This is a genomic window from uncultured Alistipes sp. (genome assembly GCF_963931675.1).
Taxonomy (GTDB): Bacteria; Bacteroidota; Bacteroidia; order Bacteroidales; family Rikenellaceae; genus Alistipes.
This window is the reverse complement of sequence record NZ_OZ007039.1, coordinates 3,174,946-3,191,113: the sequence shown is the minus strand read 5'-3', so window position 1 is coordinate 3,191,113 and position 16,168 is coordinate 3,174,946. Positions and strand designations below refer to the sequence as shown.

General features: G+C 55.8%; 16 protein-coding genes and 1 pseudogene. 6 read left to right on the top strand and 11 right to left on the bottom strand.

Going from position 1 to position 16,168, the window contains the following annotated elements; genetic code table 11:
* Positions 1 to 9 precede the first annotated feature (9 nt).
* From ABGT65_RS13635 to ABGT65_RS13620, 4 genes are all read right to left on the bottom strand, one after another.
* Positions 10 to 1,005, bottom strand: a complete 996-nt coding sequence (locus ABGT65_RS13635; protein ID WP_149873922.1) for a transposase — start codon at positions 1,003 to 1,005, stop codon at positions 10 to 12.
* Positions 1,006 to 1,388: 383 nt separating this feature from the next.
* Entirely contained in the window at positions 1,389 to 1,721 is a 333-nt protein-coding gene (gene yajC / locus ABGT65_RS13630) for a preprotein translocase subunit YajC (RefSeq protein WP_346702922.1), read from the bottom strand.
* 86 nt (positions 1,722 to 1,807) lie between these two features.
* Positions 1,808 to 2,260, bottom strand: coding sequence for a DUF1573 domain-containing protein (locus tag ABGT65_RS13625; protein WP_346702921.1), 453 nt, complete (start codon positions 2,258 to 2,260; stop codon positions 1,808 to 1,810).
* Positions 2,261 to 2,271: 11 nt separating this feature from the next.
* A complete protein-coding gene (locus tag ABGT65_RS13620; protein WP_346702920.1) occupies positions 2,272 to 3,207 on the bottom strand; it encodes a transcription antitermination protein NusB in 936 nt (311 codons plus the stop codon).
* Between the two features lie 173 nt (positions 3,208 to 3,380).
* On the opposite strand from ABGT65_RS13620, the gene ABGT65_RS13615 reads away from it, so the two are divergent.
* The 6 genes and pseudogenes from ABGT65_RS13615 to ABGT65_RS13590 all read left to right on the top strand — a co-directional run bounded on the left by ABGT65_RS13615 (position 3,381) and on the right by ABGT65_RS13590 (position 10,526).
* Positions 3,381 to 4,667 carry an aminoacetone oxidase family FAD-binding enzyme gene (locus ABGT65_RS13615; protein WP_346702919.1) on the top strand — a complete coding sequence of 429 codons (1,287 nt, stop codon included), beginning with the start codon at positions 3,381 to 3,383 and terminating at the stop codon, positions 4,665 to 4,667.
* A complete protein-coding gene (locus ABGT65_RS13610; protein ID WP_346702918.1) occupies positions 4,664 to 5,176 on the top strand; it encodes a hypothetical protein in 513 nt (170 codons plus the stop codon). The genes ABGT65_RS13615 and ABGT65_RS13610 overlap by 4 nt, the downstream gene beginning before the upstream one ends.
* Positions 5,173 to 5,724: a cob(I)yrinic acid a,c-diamide adenosyltransferase gene (locus ABGT65_RS13605; RefSeq protein WP_346702917.1), complete on the top strand. Its 552-nt coding sequence runs from the start codon at positions 5,173 to 5,175 to the stop codon at positions 5,722 to 5,724. Before ABGT65_RS13610 ends, ABGT65_RS13605 begins: the two co-directional genes overlap by 4 nt.
* A gap of 333 nt (positions 5,725 to 6,057) precedes the next feature.
* Positions 6,058 to 7,824: pseudogene (locus tag ABGT65_RS13600) on the top strand (TonB-dependent receptor); the annotation flags it as partial.
* A gap of 503 nt (positions 7,825 to 8,327) precedes the next feature.
* On the top strand, positions 8,328 to 10,175 hold the full coding sequence (locus ABGT65_RS13595) for a sulfatase-like hydrolase/transferase (protein WP_346702916.1): 1,848 nt from the start codon (positions 8,328 to 8,330) through the stop codon (positions 10,173 to 10,175).
* A 63-nt stretch (positions 10,176 to 10,238) separates the two neighbouring features.
* Entirely contained in the window at positions 10,239 to 10,526 is a 288-nt protein-coding gene (locus tag ABGT65_RS13590; RefSeq protein WP_346702915.1) for a hypothetical protein, read from the top strand.
* 177 nt (positions 10,527 to 10,703) lie between these two features.
* On the opposite strand, the gene ABGT65_RS13585 is transcribed toward ABGT65_RS13590, so the two are convergent.
* The 7 genes from ABGT65_RS13585 to ABGT65_RS13555 all read right to left on the bottom strand — a co-directional run bounded on the left by ABGT65_RS13585 (position 10,704) and on the right by ABGT65_RS13555 (position 16,162).
* Positions 10,704 to 11,474: an ABC transporter ATP-binding protein gene (locus tag ABGT65_RS13585; RefSeq protein WP_346702914.1), complete on the bottom strand. Its 771-nt coding sequence runs from the start codon at positions 11,472 to 11,474 to the stop codon at positions 10,704 to 10,706.
* Entirely contained in the window at positions 11,471 to 12,367 is an 897-nt protein-coding gene (locus ABGT65_RS13580; protein WP_346702913.1) for a metal ABC transporter solute-binding protein, Zn/Mn family, read from the bottom strand. Before ABGT65_RS13580 ends, ABGT65_RS13585 begins: the two co-directional genes overlap by 4 nt.
* A 436-nt stretch (positions 12,368 to 12,803) precedes the next feature.
* The gene (locus ABGT65_RS13575) at positions 12,804 to 13,385 is read right to left on the bottom strand and encodes a helix-hairpin-helix domain-containing protein (RefSeq protein ID WP_346702912.1); all 582 of its coding nucleotides are present in this window, start codon (positions 13,383 to 13,385) and stop codon (positions 12,804 to 12,806) included.
* Between the two features lie 90 nt (positions 13,386 to 13,475).
* Positions 13,476 to 14,021 carry a helix-turn-helix transcriptional regulator gene (locus tag ABGT65_RS13570; protein WP_346702911.1) on the bottom strand — a complete coding sequence of 182 codons (546 nt, stop codon included), beginning with the start codon at positions 14,019 to 14,021 and terminating at the stop codon, positions 13,476 to 13,478.
* A 660-nt stretch (positions 14,022 to 14,681) separates the two neighbouring features.
* Entirely contained in the window at positions 14,682 to 15,068 is a 387-nt protein-coding gene (locus ABGT65_RS13565; RefSeq protein ID WP_346702910.1) for an HIT family protein, read from the bottom strand.
* 81 nt (positions 15,069 to 15,149) lie between these two features.
* On the bottom strand, positions 15,150 to 15,428 hold the full coding sequence (locus ABGT65_RS13560; protein ID WP_346702909.1) for a hypothetical protein: 279 nt from the start codon (positions 15,426 to 15,428) through the stop codon (positions 15,150 to 15,152).
* Between the two features lie 68 nt (positions 15,429 to 15,496).
* On the bottom strand, positions 15,497 to 16,162 hold the full coding sequence (locus ABGT65_RS13555; RefSeq protein ID WP_346702908.1) for a hypothetical protein: 666 nt from the start codon (positions 16,160 to 16,162) through the stop codon (positions 15,497 to 15,499).
* Positions 16,163 to 16,168 lie beyond the last annotated feature (6 nt).

Sequence of the window (16,168 nt, the reverse complement as noted above, 5' to 3'; positions counted from 1 at the left end):
CGATTCTGGTCATTTGCGTTTCTTAATAATTCCATCATTGCTGTTCAGGAAAAGATACCACTTTACAAAGTCCTTAAAATGTTGTTCCGAGAGTCCACGATGGATTCTTAAATTATCCTTCAAGTGACCGAAGAACGACTCAATAGAATTTGAAGATTTAGGTACATTAGGGTATCGCGTGTATGAAAACAGATCGGGTATGGCACGCTTGATATGCGAGACACTTCGATGCAGCATCTTATGCGTAAACCACCATCTTCCCGACAGCTCATCTACGGTTTTTTCATTGATAAATGGTTCGTGTCGCCGATACCAGTCAATAAAAGCCCGTATCCATAACTGTGCCTCATCATGTGTTTGTACTCCATTTAACAAGTGCACCAGTTCGAGGAGTTCCTGTGCCGCTACGGTCTGTGGTTTGCGTGTAATCCACGTCTCTATCTCTCGCGCTACATGTACCGTACAACGCTGCAAGATCGCCTCCGGACACACTTCCCGCACCGCTTTTATGATATTGGGAGATCCATCACAGGTGACACTCTCAATTTGAATGCCGACATCGCGTATAGCCGTTAGGTCTGCTTTCAAATCCCGCAGCGTTTCACTCCTGGTTATGCGATAGAGGAGGGTCATCTTGATGTTGTGATCCCGATATACAACCAGACAAATCTTATTTGAGAAGTAGGTGCCGTCGATCAGAAGATTTACCTTCTCGCGTCGCTGTATCTGCCATAAAGGGCACTGGGGCAAGAGCCGATAGAAGTATCTTTTTAGGGTGCGTTCGCTGTATCCGCTCTCACTCGCAAGGTCACAAATACGCTGTTTACCGCGAACCCAACGCGCGAACCATATAAACTTGTTTTTATCGGAAATCCAGTCTCGACGATCCGTAAAATAGCTGCCACAATTCTTACAATAATAGCGGCTGCAACCGCTACGAGTACCCCATTTTATTGTCTCTAAAAAGCCACAATGAGGACAGCGTATTTTTCGTTTTTTTGACATAAAAATAGAGATTAGTAGAAACCCGTTTCTACTAATCTCTATTTTATCCTTATAACTACCAAATATTATGTCGGTTACATTTTATACCACCAACCAATTTTGGCATCATTACCTTGTACGTGGTATTTTCGTGGTTTTGGTGCGACCCGTTTTCCGGATGCTTCCGCCTGCCGTTTTTCGGTTGGCCGCTTCCCGTTTTCCGGGTGCTTCCGCCTGCCGTTTTTCGGATGGTCGCCTCCTGTTCTCGGATGCCCTCCCGTTTCCCGGTTGGCCGCTTCCCGTTGTCCGGGTGCTTCCGCCTGCCGTTTTTCGGATGGCCGCCTCCTGTTCTCGGATGCCCTCCCGTTTCCCGGCCGGTTCGGATCGCTCCTTCCGACGATTGACTACTGGCGCTGGAGATCCGAATTGTCGGCCACGACCATGTTCTTGTCGATGCGGAGGGTAACGTTGCTGTCGACCTCAATGAGCAGCGAAGTCTCCTTGACCTCCTTGACGACGCCGTAGATACCTCCGGCGGTGATGATCTTGTCACCCTTTTTGAGTCCGTCGCGGAAGGCCTGCATCTGCTTGCGGCGCTTGGCTTCGGGACGCCACATGAAGAGCCAGAGGACGAGCACCATCAGGGCGATCATGATGATGAAACTGTACTGCTGCATGAAACCCGGCTGGGGTTCTGTGGGAGCAGCCGCGGAAGCGGCCTGAAGGAAATTGATCATAATTTATTCTGTTTTTGGTAAAAAATTCGGGTGTTTGGAAAAGTTAACGCGACAAAGATAGAAAATATTGTCGAAAAAACAAGGATTTAATCGACATCGGCCTCGATGAGGAGCCGCAGGGGCTTCGGGGCTCCGGCGAGGATCAGGTCGAGATTCTTGAGTTGCCAGCCGTATTGGCCTCGGGAGTCGAAGGTGATCTCCATTTTCCGGGATTCGCCGGGTGCAAGGGGCTGCTTGTCAACATCGAGCGACGTGCATCCGCAACTGCGCCGCACGGAGAGGATGACGACGGGTTTTGCGGAAGCGTTCTCGATCCAGGCCCGCTGGACGGCAATCTCCCCGGAGCCGAGGTGCCCGAAACGGATGGTGTCCGTTCCTCCGTGGCGGATTGTCGAGTCCGTGATGGCGATGGTCCGGCCCTTTTGGGCGGTGGATTCGACGGGCCGCGGGGCACGGCCTCCGCAGGCCGTCAGGAGCGCAAGGAGCACTCCCGCAAGGCTTCCGGGGATGGTGAATCGGCAGAGTCGGCGACGGGACATCGGGATCGGGGTCAGATGAGTCCGCGTCCGGCCTTTTTGATGCGCCCCTCTTCGGTGAGCGAGGCGACGATCTTGTCCAGCACGCCGTTGATGAAGGTGCTGCTGCCGGGGGTGGAGTAGTATTTCGAGATCTCGATCCACTCGTCGAGGGTCACCTTCACGGGAATCGAGGGGAAGGAGGTCAGCTCGGCCATGGCCGTCCCGATGATCAGGTTGTCCATGAAGACGATGCGCTCGACATCCCAGTTTGCGGTGAATTTTTCGATATAGTCCTGATAGGCGTTGTAGTTGATCAGGGCCTTTTCGAAGAGCGTCTTGACGAATTCGGGGTCCTCTTCGCTCTTGAACTTGGCGGGGACGCGGAGTTCGGTGTGCGAGGCGCGGAGTCCGGAGAGGGTTCGCATGATCATCATGATGACGTAGGGGAGGTCGTCGCACCAGAGTACGGAGATCTCTTCGAGGACGTCGTCCAGGGCGTCGCAGTTCTGGAGCTCCTTGAAGAAGGACTCCAGGAGGCGTTTGTCCTCGTCGAAGGATCGTTCTTCGCGGAGCATGTACTCCTTGTAATAGTCGCTGTCGAGGAGTTGCGTGTAGAGGGTCCGGATCAGTTCGGGGTAGCGTTGCCAGCCGAGTTTTCGGGCCGCGATGCGGTCGTTGACGGCGTCGGAGTTGGCAATGATACGGATCACGGCGTTGTCGACGAACTTGGTGTTGGGGTTGAGATCCTCGTGCGTGGGGAGTTTTTTCTGTTTGGCGAGCTCCTGCCGCTGTTCGGCGTAGCGGGCGACCTCGACGGGGAGAGTGATAATCTGGAAATAGAGGTCGTAGGCCTTGTCTACGGAGGCCATCAGCGTTTTTTCCGAAGCCATCATGTTGTCGGCGCCGGATTTGAGATGGGCGAACAGCGCCTTGATGACCTTGATGCGGAGTAATCTTCTGCTCAACATAGTTAGAACGATTTTTTCGGGCGCAAAGGTAGTGAAAAGGGTGTAAAAAATGAAAAAAAGAGGAATTAAAAAATTTCGGGACTTTCTCCGGGTGCTTTTCGCGTGGTCGAAACGGATGATTTTGGGGACCCGGGTGTCGATCTTCGCATTAAAATTTCTAATTTTGCAACCGTATGGAACAACAGACGGAAAAACAGGGCTTCGACGTGATTGTCGTCGGGGCGGGGGCTGCGGGCCTGATGGCTGCCGGGACGGCGGCCCGGCAGGGGCGCCGGGTCCTGCTGCTGGAAAAGATGGAGAAATCGGGCCGGAAGGTCCGCATTACGGGCAAGGGACGCTGCAACGTTACGAATGCGCGGCCGGCGGAGGAGTTCGCCTCGCAGGTTCGCACCAACGCGGCGTTCTTCGCGCCGGCCTTTGCGGGGTTCGACAACCGGGCTACGATCCGCTTTTTCGAACGGCGGGGCGTGAAGTTGGAGATCGAACGCGGCGAGCGGGTCTTCCCGAAGAGCGGCAAGGCGTGGGACATCGCCAACGCCCTGCTGGACTACTGCGTCGAGAATGGCGTCGAGATCCGCTACGATACGCGCGTGACGGGGATCCTGACCCTCGGGGGGCGGGTTTTCGGCGTGAAATACATCAACAAGCGGGGCTTCGAGCGCAAGGAGGAGTGCCCGGCGGTGATTCTGGCCACGGGTGGGGTTTCGTACCCGGCGACGGGTTCGACGGGCGACGGCTATGCGTTTGCCGCCGACCTGGGCCACACGATCGAACCGCTGCGTCCGTCGCTGACGCCGCTGGTGACGTCGCACCCGCAGGCCCGCTACCTGCACAAACTGCTGCTGCGCAACATCCGTGCGACGCTCTATATCGACAACGAGCCGGTGCGTGAGGAGTTCGGCGAACTGGGCTTCTCGGAGCGGGGGATCGAGGGTGCCGTGGCGCTGCGCATGAGCCGCGATGCGGTCGACGCGCTGATCGACGGGCACCGGGTGAAGCTGGTCGTGGACCTGAAACCGGCCCTGAGCGAAGAGGTCCTGCGGGAGCGGATCGCCCGGGAGCGGGCGGAGCTGGCCCCGACGGAGTTCTTCGGGGAGCTGCTGCGCAAACTGGTCCCGCAGCCGCTGGTGATGCCCTTGGCTCACGAGATCGACGTCCATGGAAAGACCTACCAGTCGAAGATCACCGACGGGCAGATTACGCGGCTGATCCGCACGCTCAAGGGGCTGACCTTCCCCATTACGGACTATGCCCCGTTCGAATATGCCGTGACGACGGCCGGGGGCGTTCGATGCGACGAGGTGAACCCCGAGACGCTCGAATCGCTGAAGGTTCCGGGGCTCTACCTGGCGGGCGAGGTGCTGGACCTCGACGCCAATACGGGGGGCTATAACCTTCAGATCGCCTTCTCGACGGGCCGCCTGGCGGGGCAACTGCGCAAATCCAACCCCGAACGATGAAACTTTCCGGACACCGTTTGTCGCTGCACCTGCCGCGCCGGGTTGCCGAGTTGCACAACCGCCTGTCGCGGGCGCGCTACTTCCGGGGACACGGGGTTCACTCGCCGTTCGTCTATGCGATCGTGCGGGAGGTCTTCATGCGCCGGGAGTTGCTTGCGGGCGATCGAGGCCTCTATGAGGCCTTGCTTGCGGCGGGGGTTTCCCAACGGCGGGCCGTTCAGTTGCAGAATCTGGCGATCCATTGCGGTTATGCGACCTTCGGCCTGAATCGTGCGGATGCGGACCTGTGCATCGTCACGCGCGACCTCCCGCGTGCGGAGACGCTGTCGCTGGTGCGAGCGGCAGCCGAAGGGGAACACACGGTGGCAATATTGTCGCCTTACGACGGCCGCGAACGTCAGGCGCTGTGCGCCCAGATCGTCTCGGGACACCGCTCGACGACGGTCGACAACCGGGCCTATCTGCTGATATTCAACAACTATTTACCGAAACAACATTTCCGGATATGAAGGTATACACGAAGACGGGCGACGGGGGCGAGACCTCGCTGATCGGGGGCTCGCGGGTCCCGAAGACGGACGAACGGGTCGAGGCCTACGGCACGGTGGATGAACTGGGGGCCTTTACGGCGCTGCTGGCGGACCATCTGCGCGACGATGCGGCGTTGTCGGAGACTGTCGACGACCTGAACCGCATTCTTTCGCGGCTGATGACGGTCGAGGCGCTGCTGGCGGCCGACGAACGGGGCCGTGAGAAACTTTTGCCGCTTTCGGAGGGGAGCGTTTCGTGGCTGGAGGGCCGGATCGACGCCCTGCAGGCGACGCTGCCGGCGATCGACAAGTTCACGATCCCGGGCGGGCATCCGGCTGTTTCGCTGAGCCACGTCTGCCGGACGGTCTGCCGACGTGCGGAGCGGGCTGCGCTGCGGGCCGGTGCGGCCTGCGGCACGGATGCGACGGCCCTGGTGTGGCTGAACCGGCTGTCGGATTATTTTTACGTCCTGGGCCGGATGCTGACCCGGCACTTCGGCGTTGAGGAGACGCTGTGGATTCCCTGACGGTCGCGGAGGGTCGGATTCGACCCGTATGCGGAACGCAGCCCGTGAAAGGGCTGCTTTTTTTGTATCCGGTCTTTCCGGTGGGCTGGGGGAGGAGGGAAGGGGCGGTGGAAACTCCGTTGTCCGGATGGATTGTTTTTGGGGAGGTAGCCGGCAGTCACAAGGAAATTTACCGGGGATTCGGGTATGAATAACCGTAAAACGTATAGGGCCATTCCGCATTTACCGTTCTATCTTTGCCGAAGATTCTGCTGTGGAACGGAGAGAGAGCCATCGGGCAGGATCCGTTTCGGGTAATCCTGAGTTTTGCAAACAACAGACAGACATAAATAGATGAAGAAAAGAGATCTTTGCTCCTTAATCGTATTGGCGGTCTTTGCCGCCCAGGCGGGAATCGCCCGGGACCTGGAACGCGATACCCTTGACACCAGCAAGGTAAAAGTCCATGAGATCGGGGAGGTCGTCGTGACCGGTACACGCAACGAGACGGATGTGCGTCACCTTTCGCAGACCGTATCGGTAGTGGGGCGTCCCGTGATTGAACAGAGTATGCAACCGTCGCTCCTGCCCGTGCTGACCGAACAGGTGCCGGGACTTTTCGTCACCTCGCGCGGCGTGATGGGCTACGGCGTGTCCGACGGACAGGCTGGAACCATCTCCCTCCGTGGCCTGAGCGGAGGCAGCGCACAACTGATGGTGTTGATTGACGGGCATCCGCAGTATGCGGGTATCTTCGGGCACCCGATAGCCGATGCCTACCAGTCGCTGCTTGCCGACCGGGTGGAGGTGCTGCGCGGCCCTGCCTCCGTGCTCTACGGCTCGAACGCTATGGGCGGTGTCATCAACATCGTCACCCGCAAGATGCACGAGGACGGGGTGCGCACCGACCTTCATGCCGGTTACGGCTCGTACAATACGCTGGAAACGGAGCTGACCAACCGTATCCGCAAAGGACGGTTCAACAGCGTAGTGAGCGGCTCTTACAACCGCACGGACGGGCACCGTGCCGACATGGGCTTCGAGCAATACGGCGGTTACGCCAAACTGGGCTACGACCTGACGGACAACTGGAACATGTATGCCGATGTGAACGTGACGCACTTCAACGCTTCCTATCCCGGTCCGGTGTCCGCCCCCTTGGTGGACGGCGACCAGCGCATCACACGCGGAGTGACATCCTTTGCCCTCAGCAACAACTACGAAAAGACCTCCGGCACCGTGAGTTTCTTCTATAACTGGGGCGACCACTGGATCAACGACGGATATACCCCCTCTGAGGGTGAGACGCCGCAGAATGACCGCTTCCTGTCGCATGACGACATGATGGGCGTGTCGCTCTACCAAAGCACTCAATTTTGGAAAGGGAACCGCATCACCGTAGGGTTCGACTGGTTCCGTTACGGAGGCCGGGCGTGGAACGAATATGTGAGCGGGGAGCAGGCCGGTACGACCTCCGATCTGGTGGACAAGCACGAAGACGAGCTGGCCGGATATATTGACTTCCGCCAGAATATCGTTCCCTGGCTCACCTTCAATGCCGGATTGCGCGTCGACCACCATTCGCGTGTCGGTACGGAGTGGGTTCCGCAGGCCGGACTCGCCTTTCACCTGCCGCACGCCATCGAGCTGAAGGCATCTGCCACCAAAGGCTTCCGTTATCCCATCCTGCGCGAGATGTACATGTTTCCGCCGCAGAACCCCGACCTGCAGCCGGAGTCGATGTGGAACTACGAGATTGCCCTTTCGCAGACGTTGCTGGACGGACGGTTCCGATACGGAGTAAATCTCTTCTACATCGACGGCAAGAACCTCATCATGCGCTTGCCCAATCCCAATGGAACAGGTATGCTCAATCAGAACTCCGGCACGATAGACAATACTGGCGTGGAACTTCAGGCTGCCTACCGTGTCAATAAGGAGTGGTCGGTGGACGGCAACTACAGCTTCCTGCACATGGAGAATCCCGTCATTGCCGCACCGGAGCATAAACTCTATGCCGGAGCCAATTTCACCAAAGGTCGCTGGAGCGTTTCGACAGGTCTGCAATATATTGCCGGGCTGTACACGGCCGTCGGCGACAGTCCGCAGCAGGAAGATTACGTGGTCGTGGAGGAGGATGTGAGCGGCGTGATCGTGGAGATGCCGAAGAAGGAGTACCGGGAGGAGCAGCGCGAGGCGAAACGGGATGTGAAGGAGGCCGGGCAGCTTGTGAAGCATGATTCGCGGGAGGCGGCGAAGATAGCCCGGGCGCAGGAGAAGGCCGCGAAGCGGATCGCGAAGAAGGAGGCCAAGGCGGCGAAGAAGACTTATAAGGACCTGGAGAAGATGTAATCGGGGAGCGATTGCTCTTTTCGGGAAGCGGATGCAGGGCTGCGGGGTGACCCCGTTTCTCTTGCATCCGTTTTTTTGAGCCCGCCGACCCCGCCGACCCCGCCGACCCAGTCGAGCCAGCCGAACCAGCCGAACCAGCCGAACCAGCCGAACCAGCCGAACCAGCCGGCCTTTCCGGTCTTTTCTGGAATCCGTTATGGGAATCTCCCGCAGGAATTTGCGGGATGGGGAATTTTTCCTAATTTTGCGACCGTATCACTCTTTTACATTTTATGTCCACACCACGCAAGGAATGGGCCCTCGAAGGGTTCATCTATTATCTGCTGTCGGTCTGTGTGCTGGCCGTGCAGTTTTTTCTCTACCTGCTTCGGAGCCAGCAGGCGGGTTATATGGATTTCGGGGGCTGGGCCTATTTTGTCTCCTCGTGCCTTTCGCAGGCGGCACTGGTCGCCTTGATTCCCTATCTGCTGCTCTATTTGCCTTTGGCCCTGACGGGCTGGCGGCGCACGGCGGCAGCCGTGCAGGTTGCCGTTACGGGCTTGCTGAGCGCCCTGATCTACCTGAACAGCCAGGTCTACGCCCTCTACCGCTTCCACATCAACGGCTTTGTCCTGAACCTGGTTTTCGGCGACGGGGCAGGGGAGATCTTCGAGTTCGCCCCGATGGTCTACGTCAAGCAGGCGCTGCTGTTCGCGTTGCTGGTCCTGGTATTTGTCGGGATGTGGCGTCTGGCGTTGTACCTTCGGCGACGGGTCGGCCGTCGCGTGGTCTGGCCCGGGATCGTGACGCTTGTGGCGCTGACGCTCTTCAGCCAGATGTACCACGCCTACGGGGCCTTTGTCCAGAAGCCGTCGGTCCTCAAGAGCACGGCCGTCATCCCGTTCTACTATCCGTTGACGGCCAACCGGCTGATGCTGAAGATGGGGGTTGTCCCTCCGGCGAACTCCTCGCTGCGTTTCGAGCGGACCGGGACTTCGGTCGCCTATCCACGGAATCCATTGCAGGTTCTCCCCCCCCCTCGGGATTCGACCTTCAACATCGTCTATATCCTGATCGACTCGTGGAATCCGCGGACGCTGACGGCGGATTGTATGCCCAACGTGTATCGGTTTGCGGAGGAGAATACCCTTTTCGAGAACCATTTCAGTTGCAGCAACGGCACGCGGAACAGTGTTTTCGGCCTGTTTTTCGGGTTGCCGGGCTATTATTGGGACGCGTTTGAAGCGGACCACGTGCGGCCTTTGCTGCTGCGGGAGCTGCTGGACCGGGGGTACGAAATCCGGGCCTATTCGAGTGCGACGCTGCTCTCTCCGCCCTTCAACCGGGTCGTGTTCGGCGATGTCCCGAACCTTCGGACGCATACGCCCGGCGAGACCTCGTGCCAGCGCGATTCGACGCTCACGGCGGATTTTCTGGCGGCTCTCGACACGCTTTCGACTTCGGGCCGGCCCTTCTTTTCGTTTCTGTTCTACGATCTGCCCCATGCGATTGCCGTTCCGGCCGACAGGAATACGCGCTTCCAGCCGGCGTGGGAGTATGCCGACTATACCCGTTTGAACAACGACATCGACCCGGAACCCTTTTTCAACCTCTACCGCAACTGCTGTTATGAGGACGACCGCCTGATCGGTCAGGTTCTGGATGGGTTGCGGAGCCGGGGCCTGTTGGAGCATACGGTGGTGATCGTGACGGGGGACCACTCCCAGGAGTTCAACGAGAACCGGAAGAACTTCTGGGGCCACAACGGGAACTTTTCGCGCTGGCAGCTGCATGTTCCGTTGATTCTGCATTTTCCGGGGGTTCCTGCCGGGCGTTACGCGCACCGCACGACCCATTACGACCTTGTCCCGACGCTGATGCAGGGGTGCCTCGGGGTGACGAATCCCATCGAGGACTACGCGATGGGCCGTTTGCTGACAGACCCGACGCCTCGCGGATGGCACTTTGCGGGGAGCGGGATGAACTACGCCTTTTTGATCGACGGCGACATGATTCTGGAGAAGAAGGTCAACGGGGTTCTGGAGGTGACGGACCGGGATTTGAATCCGGTAGATGATTACCGGATCGATCCGGTGGCATTCGACCGGGCGATTCGGCGATTGAATTCGTTTTACAAATAAAAGCGCTTGCGATTCCGAAATGAATTGTTAACTTTGTCCAGGAAAAATCAAAAAAGACGAAAAATGGCAAATTTACGCACCTTGAAGAAAGAGATCGACTACCGACTCGAAGAGGTTGTTTTCGACTGTGATATGGCAATCTGCTTCCAGCCTTCGAAGGAGAAGGAGATTTTCGACGTGATGCAGGAAGCCGTAGAGGCCCGCAATGCCTTGTTTGCCAAAGCGATGAATCCTGCGGAGCCGCATAACCGGACGTTGGTCCGCAAGCACTATGCGGCGCTTCGGGCCGAGATGGACGACGTTTTCGGCAAACTCTTCGAGAAACTGAGTGCGATCAACGGCGCGAAGTAGCCTTTATCCGGGGGGGAGGGGTGTTCAGTACGTGCTCCGAAGGCTCCGGAATGGCGAAACGAATTGGTTGAAAGGGGGTTGTGATCCGCGGATCGCAACCCCCTTTTCCATCGGTTCCGTGCGTCAGGAAGCGGGACCGGAAAAGACCGTCATTTTCCTGAGCGGGAGGGGCAGGAATCAATCGTGATCGGCACAACAGTCCCCGGGGTGGTGTTCGAGCACGGTGTGTGGGATTGTTCCGTGCGAGATCACCTGAATCGGACAGTCGTAGTTCCGCAACTGTTCGGGTGTAAGGATATTGGATCTGTGCCTGTGTACGTTGCGGTTTACGCAGACGATCTCCTTCACGACGCTGGATATGGTTCCGATGTCGTGCGAGACCATGACGATTGCCATCCGGTCGTTCAGTTCTCGGAGGGTCTGGTACAGCTCCTTTTCGAACCGGTTGTCCACGAAATTGGTAGGTTCGTCGAGGATGAGGAGTTTGGGATCGGCGATGATGGCTCTTGCGAGGAGCGCCCGTTGCATCTGTCCCCCGGATATTTCGCCGATGGGTTTTTGCGCGACTTCGGCGATTCCGGCATTTTCGATCAGTTTCAGGGCGCGATTCCGGTCCTTGCGGTTGTAGGGTGTGCGGAATCCGTGGTGTCCCTGCAGTCCTGACAGGACGACTTCGAATACCGAGATCGGGAATGCCCGGTCGAAATTGGTGATCTGGGGCATGTACCCGATGAGGCGTTCGCGTCCACGAAAGAGTTCTGGTGCGAGTCTGATGGATCCGGAGTAGGGCACTGTTCCCAGAATGGCCTTTACGAGCGATGTTTTTCCGCCCCCGTTGGGTCCGATAATTCCGAGGAAATCCCTGTCGTCGATTTGGAGATTGACATGCCGGAGGGCGTCGTATCCGTCGTATGCGACCCCGACATCGCAGAGAGTAACTAACGTCATGGTTGGGTAATTAAGTCGGTGATTCGGTCGATATTTTCCAGGACCTGTTCGTCGAGGGGGTCGATTTCGATGTATTCGGCCTCCATGTCCTGTGCGATCACCTCCACGACGGACTTCGGGAATTGATTCTGATAGAATATCTTGCGGACCTTGTCTTTCCGGGCGTTTCGGATGATTCCGGCGAGTTGCCGGGCGGAAGGCTCCTTGCCGTCGGTTTCGATGGCGACCTGCCGGATTCCGTAATCGCGGGCGTAGTAGGTGAGGGCGGGGTGGTATACGATGAAGTATTTGACCCCGCTCAGTTCTATCTTTTGCCGGGTCCGGGCATCGAGTTCATCGATTTTTTGTATCAGATGCTCGAAATTGTCGCGGTATCTTACCGAATCGGGATATTGCTCACGGATGGCTGTAAATGCGTTTTCCGCCATGATTTTCAGAGCCTTGGGCGAAGTCCATACATGGGGGTCCACACCGTGGTCATGACCGTGATCGTGCTCCGGCCGATCCATCCCTTTGTCCGATCTGCCCTTGCTTTTCCCGTGGGCGCAGGTCCCTTCGATGAGTTGGATTCCGCGGCTCAGGTCGACGATTTTGGCGGGGTTCTGGATTTTGGCGAGTAGGGTAGTCTCGAAATCGATGAGCCCGACATTGAAGATCAGCGGGGCCTGTTGGAGTTTGACGAACTGTTTGGGTGTGGGTTCGAACGTTTCTGGACTGGCCCCTGGCGGGACGAGGACTTCGATATTGAGGTCGGGGCCGACAATCTCCTGTACGATGTAGCGGATGGGAAGGATCGAGACATAACAGGTCTCTTTGGAGGTTCCGGGTTCTTCGGCACACCCGGCGAGGACGACGCCCAGCAGGGTGATACAGTATATGAAAGGCTTTCGCATGCGTCTTTTATCTTTGGATCCTGCCGTTTTTCGGGGATGGATGCCTGTAATCCGAGTGCAAAAATAGGGAAAAAAGTGAAATTTGTGCCCATTGATTTACGACTTTCTGTTCCGTGTATCCACATCTGGGGGCAGAAAAGAACGGCCTACCGATTAATAATAGGTAAGCAAAAGCACCGATCAAGAAATGACCGGAATTACTAATTACTTAGAAGATTTACGCAATAGCGCTCGAATAAGAGACACTAAACCGGCGATAATCAACGCGAGAACAAAAAGCTCGCCGAAACCAATATTACCGATAAACAAAAACATATGCAAATTTAATTTTCTTTCTCGAACTTTTTGTCCTCGCACCTCCAGCCCACCTATAATTTAACATAATGTAAATATTGTTTCATTCGAATCTCGGGTTCTGTAAAATGTATTTTCTCCGTTATTTTCGGTTTGCTTTTTCCAGTCTGTCCAGCATTTTCCGAAGATTCCTGGCATTTTGTTCGTCGGAGATGGTCGGATCCTTCCTGTAGCGGCTGCACGGAAGTTGCTCGCATCCGGCGCAATGTTTTTTACGTTTTCGGTTTACGCAACAGTCATATACCGGGCAACAAACCTCCTGCGGGTATTCCAACCAGAAAACTTTGCCCCGTATTGTCCTGCAGCCCCTGCATTCCCTTGGAAACCTTGCGCATTCCACACAGACCGCGCCGCATGGAGCCACCTCGACGTATTCATCTTTCCAATACCACCATTTGCACTTTGCCGGATCGGGATTCTTGGTGTTGACGAAGTATTCCACAGCCCTGTATAGATAGAGTTGACAACGGTCTACGGCCGTCCTTCTCAGCGCGCACTCCTCTCTGTAAAGTTCCGCGGCCGGCTTTCCTTTCAGCGATTCGATGGAGTCGTATCCCATTGCCAGCAACATCCTCTCGGTGCTTTCTCCGACATTCGGAATTTTCCGGAGTTCGTGTCCCGGAGTTTCCGAAGACTGCAATTGTGTGTTATTTCGAGGTTTCATGGTGCAGGGACCGATTTTTTCGGCGAATTGAGCGGATTTTATACCTCCTGAGCGTGCGATATTCTGAACGGAGTGCAGTTCAGTCCGGAATTATCGCCTTGTCGGGAAGTAACATTCGAAGGTTTGGTCGTCGTAAAAGATCACGATTCGCTGCACGGCAGCCCGACCTCGTGTTCCGACCGTATCGGGTGCAAGCCCCGAGCCGCTGTTCACACCTCCTGTTGCACCCGTCGCCGCTGCTGCCGTTCTGCCGTCCCTTTGAACTTCCGCCGTCCGGACCGTCGTGTCTGGGCCGGATGCACCCATGCGGTTCCCGAAGGTGTCGTTTCCGAAAAGCCCATAGTCGGCCGCAGCTTCGATCTTCGGCCGGGCCTGTCCCGGATTGATCCCCGACGGGTCACCCGTTTGGCCGTCGGTGCCGCAGCCGTTTCGATACATCTGTTTAGAGTCGAGCAGCAGCCAGTCGGGGTTGATCCTGGGGAAACGGCGGAGGATTTTCTGGAGGAGTTCGAAGCTGGGTTTGTTTCGACCGGCGAGAATGTGCGAGATTCCGGCGGGATTGATTTCGAGCATTTCCGCGAGTTGGCTTGGCTTCAAGCCTTCGGATTTCATCAAATCGAGCAATTTTTCCCTCATCGGCGCAATTTTTTACAAATATAAATATTTTCTTTTTGTAAAACAAGGAAATTCTACATTTGTAAAATGTTAATAAGTGTTGACAAAGTTTACAAAAGTAAAATCAAAAATATGGTTAAAAGATACCCCTTCCCTTGTGTTTCCATATAACTTGAGATAAAGTTATATAAATAGCTGATAAAGGTATATTTAATACCTATAGATATGTCCTTAATTCCCAAATCCCCGAATCCGTGTCTTTTCCTCTGCCTTATATTGATCTGCTAGTTTATATAATCTGCATAATACACTGATTATATGTATATTTATTTCTATAATTTAATCATTTAACTTATCCTGGTAGAACCTTGAAGTTTGATTTACTGCATAATCCCCTGTCATTTACAAATGTAATTGTTAATAGTGGAGCAAACCAATCTGTGTTTTCCATTTGTAATTACATTTGGAAAACTCTTACGCTTTTGGATTTTACAAATGTAAAAACACTACCCTTTCGCGGTCGTTTTCTGCTGTTTTCGGAATATTTCGAATTTCTATCCAGGTAAATTGTTAACAACCCCTTATTTTGGATACATTATGTTAAATAAAAAAGAGGCGGATCGTGCTCGTAACGCACCATCCACCTCATTTACAAGGCTTTTTATATTTGTTAACAGCCTTCTACCGGGCGATTTTTTCGGCTATTTCCCGGAACTCTTCGGGTGTCAACTGGAGTTTTTCGCGGTGAAAATCGACGTCGCTTTCGCTCTGAATGGGGATCAAATGGATATGCGCATGGGGTACTTCGAGCCCTAAAACGACTACCGCGACCTTTTTGCAGGCTATTTCCCGTTTGATTTTGGCCGCAACCTTTTTTGCGAAAACCATCATTCCGCCCAGCGTGTCGTCGTCGAGGTCGAACAGATAGTCTACCTCCTGTTTGGGAACGACCAGCGTATGGCCCTTAACCAGCGGATTGATGTCCAGGAATGCGTAATAGCGGTCGTCTTCGGCCACTTTGTACGAGGGGATCTCCCCTGCGATGATGCGTGAAAAAATCGTTGCCATGACAGTTTGTGTTTATGGATTTGTTTTTGATGCTTTGTTGTTCCGATTCCGTTTCCCGTCAGGCCGGCGGCTGCGAATCTTTTACCAGGGCCTTTTCCCGGCCAGTATGCGCCGACTGTTTACGATGCTGATACCGATGCTCAGAAACGTGCAAAACAGGACAATGGTGTTTGTCCATGTGAACGGAAGAGCCTTGCACATGACGGCTATCCCCCATCCGGCTGTCAGCCCACACCATATTCCGGCCAGCACGTACAGAGTCTTCAGATGCCGTTTTACGCGGGCGGGATCCTCTGCGGCTGCACGCCGGCGCTGTTCTTCGGCCGAAGGCTCCTTGGGGGCTTGTTGCGTTGGTTTCATGGTTGTCGGGTTCTCCCTTTATTCTGAGGCCAGGGGGGCGAATCTCCGTTCTCCGATAAGCCTCTCTCCTACTCTTCAAATTTAGGCTTCAGAATCTCCGAATAGATGACCGCCCGCCGCAGGTCGAACTCCTCGGCAATTTCAGCGGCTTCCGGCTCGTCTGCCGGTCCCGTTGGTGAAATCCGCCCCGATCCGCGCGTTGCTTCGTTTTTTTTCGCTCCGGCGTGCCTTTCCGCGACTTGCTGGGCGTCGGATTCGGCTCCGATTACTCCGGGACTTGCCGTTCGGGGCCTTTCCCGCTTCGTTTCGTGCGTTTGCGGGGCAATCACCTCCAAACGCTTGCATTCGTCCGGGAAATCGGCGAAAACGGGCTGTTTCGGCATAACTGCCTGCCTTGCCTGTCGGTCTGCCGGCCTCGCCTGTTGTCCTTGTCCTGCTGTCTGCCATGCCCCGGTTCCGTTTTCGGACCAGGTCTCCCCTTTTCCGGCTGCTGAGGTCCCGCGGGTAGCCGGTTCCCGCGATACGACCTCCCTTACTCGCCCCGTCTCCGGGTCTCTGGTCGTTGCCGGATCGGCCTCTCCGTCGTTGTCCCAGGGAATCGAGGGCCAGGCTTCTCCGTGCTGCGGCGGCGTATCCCCTTCTTTTCCGCGCCCCCTGCGGGCTTTGGCCACGGTATTGAAGATCATCGCCCCGACGATGATCACAACCCAAAGAATCGTTGAAAAATCCTCCATGACAAC

Coding starts and splice junctions, on each gene's coding strand:
- ABGT65_RS13575 (WP_346702912.1), bottom strand. CDS start 13,385: ATGAAACCTCGAAATAACACACAATTGCAGTCTTCGGAAACTCCGGGA.
- ABGT65_RS13620 (WP_346702920.1), bottom strand. CDS start 3,207: ATGTTGAGCAGAAGATTACTCCGCATCAAGGTCATCAAGGCGCTGTTC.
- ABGT65_RS13560 (WP_346702909.1), bottom strand. CDS start 15,428: ATGAAACCAACGCAACAAGCCCCCAAGGAGCCTTCGGCCGAAGAACAG.
- ABGT65_RS13615 (WP_346702919.1), top strand. CDS start 3,381: ATGGAACAACAGACGGAAAAACAGGGCTTCGACGTGATTGTCGTCGGG.
- ABGT65_RS13595 (WP_346702916.1), top strand. CDS start 8,328: ATGTCCACACCACGCAAGGAATGGGCCCTCGAAGGGTTCATCTATTAT.
- ABGT65_RS13635 (WP_149873922.1), bottom strand. CDS start 1,005: ATGTCAAAAAAACGAAAAATACGCTGTCCTCATTGTGGCTTTTTAGAG.
- ABGT65_RS13585 (WP_346702914.1), bottom strand. CDS start 11,474: ATGACGTTAGTTACTCTCTGCGATGTCGGGGTCGCATACGACGGATAC.
- ABGT65_RS13590 (WP_346702915.1), top strand. CDS start 10,239: ATGGCAAATTTACGCACCTTGAAGAAAGAGATCGACTACCGACTCGAA.
- ABGT65_RS13580 (WP_346702913.1), bottom strand. CDS start 12,367: ATGCGAAAGCCTTTCATATACTGTATCACCCTGCTGGGCGTCGTCCTC.
- yajC (WP_346702922.1), bottom strand. CDS start 1,721: ATGATCAATTTCCTTCAGGCCGCTTCCGCGGCTGCTCCCACAGAACCC.
- ABGT65_RS13625 (WP_346702921.1), bottom strand. CDS start 2,260: ATGTCCCGTCGCCGACTCTGCCGATTCACCATCCCCGGAAGCCTTGCG.
- ABGT65_RS13610 (WP_346702918.1), top strand. CDS start 4,664: ATGAAACTTTCCGGACACCGTTTGTCGCTGCACCTGCCGCGCCGGGTT.
- ABGT65_RS13555 (WP_346702908.1), bottom strand. CDS start 16,162: ATGGAGGATTTTTCAACGATTCTTTGGGTTGTGATCATCGTCGGGGCG.
- ABGT65_RS13570 (WP_346702911.1), bottom strand. CDS start 14,021: ATGAGGGAAAAATTGCTCGATTTGATGAAATCCGAAGGCTTGAAGCCA.
- ABGT65_RS13605 (WP_346702917.1), top strand. CDS start 5,173: ATGAAGGTATACACGAAGACGGGCGACGGGGGCGAGACCTCGCTGATC.
- ABGT65_RS13565 (WP_346702910.1), bottom strand. CDS start 15,068: ATGGCAACGATTTTTTCACGCATCATCGCAGGGGAGATCCCCTCGTAC.